The sequence below is a fragment of the Streptomyces triticagri genome, assembly GCF_003429565.1.
GTDB classification, from domain to species: Bacteria; Actinomycetota; Actinomycetes; order Streptomycetales; family Streptomycetaceae; genus Streptomyces; species Streptomyces triticagri.
In genome coordinates, this window is record NZ_QUAK01000062.1 from 50,503 (window position 1) to 59,029 (window position 8,527).

An 8,527-nucleotide genomic window follows, 5' to 3' on the forward strand; every position below is an offset into this window, starting at 1 on the left:
ACGGGAGGGCCCAGGTGGCAGCCGAGGTGGACGCGGGCAAGGGGTGGGCGAGACGCCTGACCGGGTACGCATGGCGGTACCCGAAGGACGTGGTGCTCGCGCTCGGGGCCTCGCTCGGCGGTATGGGCGTGATGGCGCTGGCTCCGCTGATCACCAAGGTGATCATCGACGACGTCATCGAGACCCCGACCCGTTCGCTCGCGGTGTGGACGGGGCTGCTGATCGGTGCCGCGCTTGTGGTGTACGTGATGACGTACATCAGGCGGTACTACGGCGGACGCCTCGCGCTCGATGTGCAGCACGATCTGCGGACCGACATGTTCCGGACGATCACCAAGCTGGACGGGCAGCGGCAGGACGAGCTGTCCACAGGGCAGGTCGTCGGGCGGGCCACCAGCGATCTGCAGCTGATCCAGGGCCTGCTCTTCATGCTGCCGATGACGATCGGGAACATTCTGCTCTTCCTGATCTCCCTGGTGATCATGGCCTGGCTGTCCCTGCCGCTGACCCTGGTCGCGCTCGCCGTGGCACCGGCACTCTGGTTCATCGCCAAGCGCAGCAAGGTGCGGCTGCACCCGGCGACCTGGTACGCCCAGGCGCAGGCCGCGGCCGTCGCGGGCGTCGTGGACGGCTCGGTGTCCGGCGTGCGCGTGGTCAAGGGCTTCGGGCAGGAGGAGCAGGAGACCGGGAAGCTGCGGTCGGTCGGCCGGAAGCTGTTCGCGGGCCGGCTGCGGACCATCAGGCTGAATTCGAAGTACACGCCCGCACTGCAGGCCGTCCCCGCGATCGGCCAGGTCGCGATGCTGGCGCTCGGCGGCTGGCTGGCGGTGCGCGGCGAGATCACCCTCGGTACGTTCGTGGCGTTCTCCACGTATCTGGCGCAGCTGGTCGGACCGGTGCGGATGCTGGCCATGGTGCTGACCGTGGGGCAGCAGGCGCGGGCGGGCGTGGAGCGCGTACTGGAGCTGATCGACACCGAGCCGGTGATCGAGGACGGCTCGAAGGAGCTGGCCGAGGACGCACCGGCGACGGTCGAGTTCGATGACGTGTCCTTCGGGTACGAGGACGGCCACCCGGTGCTCGACGGCTTCAGCCTGGAGATCCGGCCCGGCGAGACCGTCGCCGTGGTCGGCGCCTCCGGCAGCGGCAAGTCCACCGTGTCCCTGCTGCTGCCGCGCTACTACGACGTGACGCACGGCGCCGTACTGGTCGGCGGCCAGGACGTCCGCGAGCTGACGCTGGAGTCGCTGCGGGCGGCGATCGGCCTGGTCCCCGAGGACAGCTTCCTGTTCTCCGACACGGTCCGCGCCAATCTGGCGTACGGGAAGCCCGACGCCACGCAGGAGGAGATCGAGACCGCGGCCCGCGCCGCCCAGGCGGACCGCTTCATCGCCGAGCTGCCGGACGGCTACGACACCAAGGTCGGCGAGCACGGTCTGACGCTCTCCGGCGGCCAGCGCCAGCGCCTCGCGCTCGCCCGCGCGATCCTCACCGACCCGCGGCTGCTCGTCCTGGACGACGCCACCTCCGCCGTCGACGCGCGCGTGGAGCACGAGATCCACGAGGCGCTGCGCGGCGTGATGGCCGGCCGGACGACCCTGCTGATCGCACACCGCCGCTCCACCCTCGGCCTCGCCGACCGCATCGCGGTCCTGGACGCCGGCCAGCTCAGCGACATCGGCACCCATGAGGAGCTGCAGGAGCGCTCGCCGCTGTACCGGCGGCTGCTCACCGACCCGGACGAGCTGGGCGGGGTCTCGCCCGGCCATCTGCCGACCGCGCCCGCCGAGGACGAAGAGGACACCTCCGTACGGCAGGAGCTGGACGCCGAGTTCGACGCCGAGCGCGGCACCACACCCCGGCTGTGGACCGGGGACCGCGAGCCGAAGGACCTGGCACTCGCCGGCACTCCGGCGACGCCCGAACTCCTCGCCCAGGTCGACGCGTTGCCGCCGGCCACCGACACCCCGGACATCGACGAGGCGCGGGCGGTCACCACCGAGGAGTCGTACGGGCTGCGCAGGCTGCTGCGGGGCTTCGGGAAGCCGCTGCTTTTCGCACTCGCGCTGGTCGCCGTGGACGCGGGCATGGGCCTGCTGCTTCCGGTGCTGATCCGGCACGGCATCGACGAGGGCGTGACGCAGACCGCGCTCGGCGCCGTGTGGGCGGCCGCCGGGCTCGCGCTCGGCGCCGTGGTGCTGCAGTGGGCCGCGCAGACCGGCGAGATCCGGATGACCGGACGCACCGGCGAACGGGTGCTCTACTCGCTGCGCCTGAAGATCTTCGCCCAGCTGCAGCGGCTCGGTCTCGACTACTACGAGCGGGAGCTGACCGGGCGGATCATGACCCGGATGACGACGGACGTGGACGCGCTGTCCACCTTCCTGCAGACCGGCCTCGTCACGGCCTTCGTCTCCGTCGTCACCTTCCTCGGCATCATGGTCGCGCTGCTCGTCATCGACGTACAGCTGGCGCTCGTGGTGTTCGCGACGCTGCCGGTGCTGATCGTGGGCACGTACTTCTTCCGCAAGTCGAGCGTGAAGGCGTACGAGTTGGCGCGTGAGCGGGTCTCGGTGGTCAATGCCGATCTGCAGGAGTCCGTGTCGGGGCTCCGTATCGTGCAGGCGTTCCGGCGGGAGCGGACGGGTGCGGACCGGTTCGCCGAGCGGAGCGACGGGTACCGGCAGGCGCGGATCCGCGGCCAGTGGCTGATCTCGGTCTACTTCCCGTTCGTGCAGCTGCTCTCCACGGTCGCGGCCGCGGCGGTGATGATCGTCGGGGCGGGCCGGGTCGAGGCGGGCACGCTGACCACGGGTGCACTGGTGGCGTATCTGCTGTACATCGACCTGTTCTTCGCGCCCGTGCAGCAGCTGTCGCAGGTCTTCGACGGGTACCAGCAGGCGACCGTCTCGCTCGGCCGGATCCAGGAGCTGCTGCAGGAGCCCACCTCGACGAAGGCGTCGAAGGAACCGCTCGAGGTGGTCTCGCTGCGCGGCGACATCGCCTTCGAGGACGTGCACTTCGCGTACGCGGCGGACCCGGGGGCCCAGGCACCCGCCCCGGAGGAGGCGCTCAGCGCGATCACTCTGCGCATCCCCGCCGGGCAGACCGTCGCCTTCGTCGGCGAGACCGGCGCGGGCAAGTCCACCCTGGTCAAGCTGGTCGCCCGGTTCTACGACCCGACGGCCGGGCGGGTCACCGCCGACGGCACCGATCTGCGCCACCTGGACCTGACCTCGTACCGGCACCGGCTCGGTGTGGTGCCCCAGGAGGCGTACCTCTTCGAGGGCACCGTGCGGGACGCCATCGCGTACGGGCGGCCGGAGGCGAGTGACGCGCAGGTGGAGGCGGCCGCCCGGGCGGTCGGCGCACACGAGATGATCGCCACGCTCGACGGCGGCTATCTGCACCATGTCACCGAGCGCGGCCGCAATCTCTCCGCGGGACAGCGGCAGTTGATCGCCCTGGCGCGCGCCGAGCTCGTCGATCCGGACGTGCTGCTGCTCGACGAGGCGACCGCCGCGCTCGACCTGGCCACCGAGGCGCAGGTCAATCAGGCCACCGACCGGCTGGCGGGGCGCCGTACGACGCTGGTGGTCGCCCACCGGCTGACCACGGCCGCCCGCGCGGACCGGGTGGTGGTGATGGCCGGCGGCCGGGTCGCCGAGGACGGCACACACGACGAACTCCTCGCCCTGGACGGCACATACGCCCGCCTGTGGCGCACTTTCGTCGGCGCGGCGGACCCGGAGCCGCAGCCGGCCGCCGTGCAGCGCTGATCCCTGGGGCCTGTCTTCGGCTTCCCGCCGCAACCATCCGGTCTCCGTTCGGCGTCCGTACATCAGTACGCTGCTGCGCGGGGAGGGACGACAGTGGGTGCTGTGGGATCTGCGGTGGGTGGGCGGCGACGCTGGGGCGTCGGCGTCGGCACGCTGGTGGCCGGACTGCTGCTCGCCCTGGCCGGACCGGCCGGCGGCGAGGCGCACGCGGCGGCCTGCGCCGGACACAAGGCGCGCAAGCTGTCCTTCTCCACCGGCACGGTGCACGTCTACCGCAAGAGCGGCTTCGTCTGCGCCACCGCGCATGCCGCAAAGCCCGGCAAGGCCCGCCACATGAGCGTCAGCGTGCAGGCCCGCGGCCACCGCGCGGTCAAGAACGCGGGCACCTTCAAGAAGTACGCGGGCCCGGTGAACGTGCACGCCGGCAAGCGCTGCGTCCGCATCAAGGCGACCATCGGCGGCGGGTCGTACAACTCCGGCTGGATTCTCTGCTGAACGCCCTGCCCGCCGGCCCCGAGCACCGATCCGGGCATACCTGACGTATCCCCAACCGCCCCTGGTGTGGCGCCTGTTGCTCCGCTAGGTTCCGGCGCACACACGTGAAACCAGGGGAGGGTGCATGAGCAAGGCGCTCAGATGGCTGCTGTCGCTCGTGGTGCTGATCGGCACCGTGAGCACGGCCGGCGCGGCCACCGCCGCACAGCCGGAGGCAGGGGCGAGCACCGGAAAGACCGACATCAAGGAACGGCTGCTCGCGATACCCGGCATGAGCCTGATCGAGGAGAAGCCGTACGAGGGATACCGCTACTTCGTCCTCAACTACGAGCAGCCGGTCGACCACCGCCGCCCGTCGAAGGGGACCTTCCAGCAGCGACTGACCGTGCTGCACAAGGACACCGCACGGCCCACGGTCTTCCAGACCTCCGGCTACGGCGTCTCCACCACCCCGGGCCGCAGCGAGCCGACCCGGATCATCGACGGCAACCAGGTCTCCATGGAGTACCGCTTCTTCACGCCGTCCCGCCCGGAGCCCGCCGACTGGACCAAGCTGGACATCAAGCAGGCCGCGGACGACCAGCACCGCATCTTCAAGGCCCTCAAGCCGATCTACGACAAGAAGTGGCTGGCCACCGGCGCCTCCAAGGGCGGCATGACCGCCACGTACTACGAGCGTTTCCACCCGCGTGACATGGACGGCGTCGTCGCCTATGTCGCGCCGAACGACGTGGTGAACAAGGAGGATTCGGCCTACGACGAGTTCTTCGAGAAGGTCGGCACCCCCGAGTGCCGCGACGCCCTGAACGCCGTGCAGCGCGAGGCCCTGGTACGCCGCGAGCCGCTGAAGAAGAAGTACGCGGACTGGGCGAAGGAGGAGGGCGCCACCTTCAACACCGTCGGCACCCTCGACAAGGCCTACGAGGCCGTCGTCACCGACCTGGTCTGGGGCTTCTGGCAGTACAGCCTGGAGGCCGACTGCGCCGACGTGCCGGACGCGGCCACCGCCACCGACCAGGAGATCTACGACTACGTGGACACGATCTCCGGGTTCTCCTTCTACACCGACCAGGGCCTGGAGCCGTACACGCCGTACTACTACCAGGCCGGCACCGAGCTGGGCGCGCCCACCATCAGCCTCCCGCACCTGGACGGGCTGACCCGCTACGGCTACCAGCCGCCGCGGAACTTCGTGCCGCGCGAGATCCCGATGAAGTTCAAGCACGGGTCGATGCGCGACGTGGACACCTGGGTGCGCCACAAGGCCACCCGCATGATGTGGGTCTACGGCCAGAACGACCCGTGGGGCGCCGAGCCGTTCCGCCCGGGCAAGCACACCCGTGACACCCACGTCTTCACCGCGCCGGGCGCCAACCACGGCGCGAACGTCGAGGGCCTGGTGCCCGACGAGAAGGCGACGGCGACCGCCGCGATCCTGGACTGGGCGGGCGTCGCACCGGACTCCGTCGAGGCGGACCCGGGCAAGGCGAAGCCGCTGGCGACGTACGACGCGAAGCTCGACAAGCAGAACCTGCAGCGCGAGCCGGTGCTGCGCCCGTAGTCCGAACCATGCGCACCGCGCCCGTAGTTCGAACGATGCGCACCGCGCCCGTCGCCTCCGTGGCGGCGGGCGCGGTCGTGTGCGCACGGCCCCCGGTCCTCACCCGACCGCCTGGGCGCACCCCACCGGCTCGGGCCCGCGCAGGCGGACGTAGAGGACCGTGGACGGCGGGCACTGTGCGCGCTCGGCCACGGCCGAACCGACCCGGAACTCAGGCGCGTTGGCGGGCACGTCCTTGCCGTCGGCATGGTCCCTGCGGGCGTCCGGGCGCAGCGTGCGGCCGGCGCAGGGCGTCTCGCGGACCTCGCCGGCCTTGGAGCGGTAGACGCAGTCGCCGACGATGGTGCGCGGACCGCCGCCGCCCCCGGGGTCGCCCGGGTGCGGCGCCTGCAGGTGGCGCATGCAGGCGTATCCGCGCGGCACCGAGCCGTCGCCGTCCTCGTCGACGGCCGGACGGTTCTCGGTGACGTGCAGCACGAAGTCGGTGCGGGCCGGGCACAGCGGGCCGTCCGACTCGCGGCCGCGGTGGCGTGCGGTCACCTTGGCCTCGGCCCGTTCGCTGCGGCAGGAGATCTCCCGGAAGTCCTTGCCCGCCGTACTGCATTCCCCGACGTCCAGGAAGACCTTGCCGTGCCCGGTCGGCGTGGCCGCCGACGGCGACGGATCGTCGAGCCGGTCCTCCCCGGTCCTGGACGACTGGCAGGCGGTGAGCGCCGCGACCAGCAGCAGCGCGCACACCACCCCCACGGCGCGTGCTCTGCGCATAATGAACCCCCCGATATGTCCGTCAATCGTGACCTGTCGGGCGGTCCGCCGCCAGATGGGCGCAGCGGGTTTCCGCTCCCGCGCGGGGCGCACGGCGTGTGGCACGTGTACCGGGCGCCCCGACGGGAGGGTGCGGGGGGCGTCAGTACGACAAGCCGTGCCCCACCGGGTACAGCACCTGCTCGGGGTCGTCCGCGCTCGGCACCGGGACCGGCAGGCGGCCCTCCGGGCGCGCCCGGCCGGCGATCACCCGTACCGCGGCCCGCAGTTCGACGTCCGTCCAGGAGTAGGACGCGAGCGAGGCGCGCGCCCCGGCCTCCGGCAGATACGCGATGTCGTACGGATTGCGGATGGCGAGCGTGACGACGGGGACGCCGGTGTCGGCGAGTGCGGCGACCAGGGTGCGCTGCGGGCTGTCGGCCGAGACGTTGTGGGTGCCGACCAGGATCGCGTCCATGCCGTCCGCGGCGGCCACCGCCTCGTCGATCGTCGCCTGTTCCGGGTCGGTGCCGGTGGACAACGCCGTGGCGGAGAAGCCGAGTTCGGTGAGGGCCTCGGCGAGCGTCGTGGTCGGCGGCCCGGTGGTGCCGGACGGCGACGCCGGGTCCGCGCCGACCACCAGGATCCTGCGGCGCCGGCGGCGGGACAGCGGAAGCAGCCCGTCCGCGTTGGCGAGCAGGGTGGTGGTGCGCTCCGTGATGCGGTCGGCGGCGGCGAGGTGCTGCCGGGTGCCGACCGTGCGGTCCACGCCCTTGTGGGTGACGAAGGGATCCCTGAACAGGCCGCGCCTGGCCTTGAGTTCGAGGATGCGCAGGATCGACTCGTCGAGCCGCTCCTCGGTCAGCTCGCCGTCCCGTACGGCCGCGAGCACCGCGTTCCAGGCGATCTCCGGCTCGGGCGGATTGAGCAGCTGGTCGACGCCGGCCTTGAGGGCGAGCACCGGCACCCGGTCGTCGCCGTACTTGGTGCGTACGCCCGCCATGCCGAGCGAGTCGGTCACCACCACGCCGTCGTAGCCGAGTTCCTCGCGCAGCACGCCGGTGAGGATCGGGTGCGACAGGGTCGCCGGGTCCTCGGCGGGGTCAAGGGCGGGCACCACGATGTGCGCGGTCATGATCGAGTCGATGCCCGCCGCGATCGCCGCGCGGAACGGCGGCGCGTCCAGCTCCTGCCACTGTTCCCGGGTGTGGTGGATGGTCGGCAGGTCGTAGTGGCTGTCGTCCTCGGTGTCGCCGTGCCCGGGGAAGTGCTTGGAGGTGGAGGCGATGCCCGCGCTCTGGTAGCCCTCGACCTGGGCGGCGACCATCCGGGCCACGGCCTCTGGCTCGGAGCCGAAGGAGCGCACGCCGATCACCGGGTTCGCCGGATTGACGTTGACGTCCGCGAGCGGTGCGTAGTTCTGCATGATGCCGAGGGCGGCGAGCTCGGAGCCCGCGATCCTGGCGGCCTTGCGGGCGTCGCTGCGCGAGCCGCCCGCGCCGAGTGCCATCGCCCCCGGCATCAGGGTGGCGGGCTCTCCGACGCGGGCGACGATGCCGTACTCCTGGTCGGTGGAGATCAACAGGGGTATCTCGGAGTCCTGTCGGAGTGCCGCGCGCTGGATGCCGTTGGACAGGTCGGCGATCTGGTGCGGTTCCTTCGTGTTGTTCGCCCAGCCGAAGTAGATGATGCCGCCGAGGCGGAACTTGGCGATCAGCTCGGCGGCGTTGCGTACGCCGGTCTCTTCGAGGTTCTTGTCCACGTCGGCCTGGTCGGGGTCGGTGGCCGAGGTGCCGTACACCCGCATCACGAAGAGCTGGCCGACCTTCTCTTCCAGGGACATCCGGCCGATGATCCGGCGGAGCCGGTCGCGGCGGGCGCGCGCCTCGTCGGCCGACTCGGCCGCTGCGGCCGCCGGGCTCTGGCCGACGGCGACGGCCGCGGCGCC

The 8,527-nt window shown here is 71.6% G+C and carries 5 protein-coding genes; 3 read left to right on the forward strand and 2 right to left on the reverse strand.

Features of this window, described 5'->3' with window-relative positions:
* The first annotated feature begins 26 nt into the window (after positions 1 to 26).
* From DY218_RS11105 to DY218_RS11115, 3 genes are all read left to right on the forward strand, one after another.
* Positions 27 to 3,779: an ABC transporter ATP-binding protein gene (locus tag DY218_RS11105; protein ID WP_128555789.1), complete on the forward strand. Its 3,753-nt coding sequence runs from the start codon at positions 27 to 29 to the stop codon at positions 3,777 to 3,779.
* 102 nt (positions 3,780 to 3,881) lie between these two features.
* The gene (locus tag DY218_RS11110; RefSeq protein WP_407703601.1) at positions 3,882 to 4,274 is read left to right on the forward strand and encodes a hypothetical protein; all 393 of its coding nucleotides are present in this window, start codon (positions 3,882 to 3,884) and stop codon (positions 4,272 to 4,274) included.
* 124 nt (positions 4,275 to 4,398) lie between these two features.
* Positions 4,399 to 5,835 carry an alpha/beta hydrolase family protein gene (locus tag DY218_RS11115; protein ID WP_128555779.1) on the forward strand — a complete coding sequence of 479 codons (1,437 nt, stop codon included), beginning with the start codon at positions 4,399 to 4,401 and terminating at the stop codon, positions 5,833 to 5,835.
* A gap of 99 nt (positions 5,836 to 5,934) precedes the next feature.
* Here DY218_RS11115 and DY218_RS11120 read toward each other — a convergent pair whose 3' ends face one another.
* Positions 5,935 to 6,600: a hypothetical protein gene (locus DY218_RS11120; RefSeq protein WP_128555780.1), complete on the reverse strand. Its 666-nt coding sequence runs from the start codon at positions 6,598 to 6,600 to the stop codon at positions 5,935 to 5,937.
* Positions 6,601 to 6,742: 142 nt separating this feature from the next.
* Positions 6,743 to 8,527: glycoside hydrolase family 3 protein (locus DY218_RS11125; RefSeq protein WP_128555781.1), on the reverse strand; the 1,785-nt coding region annotated here is incomplete at its 5' end.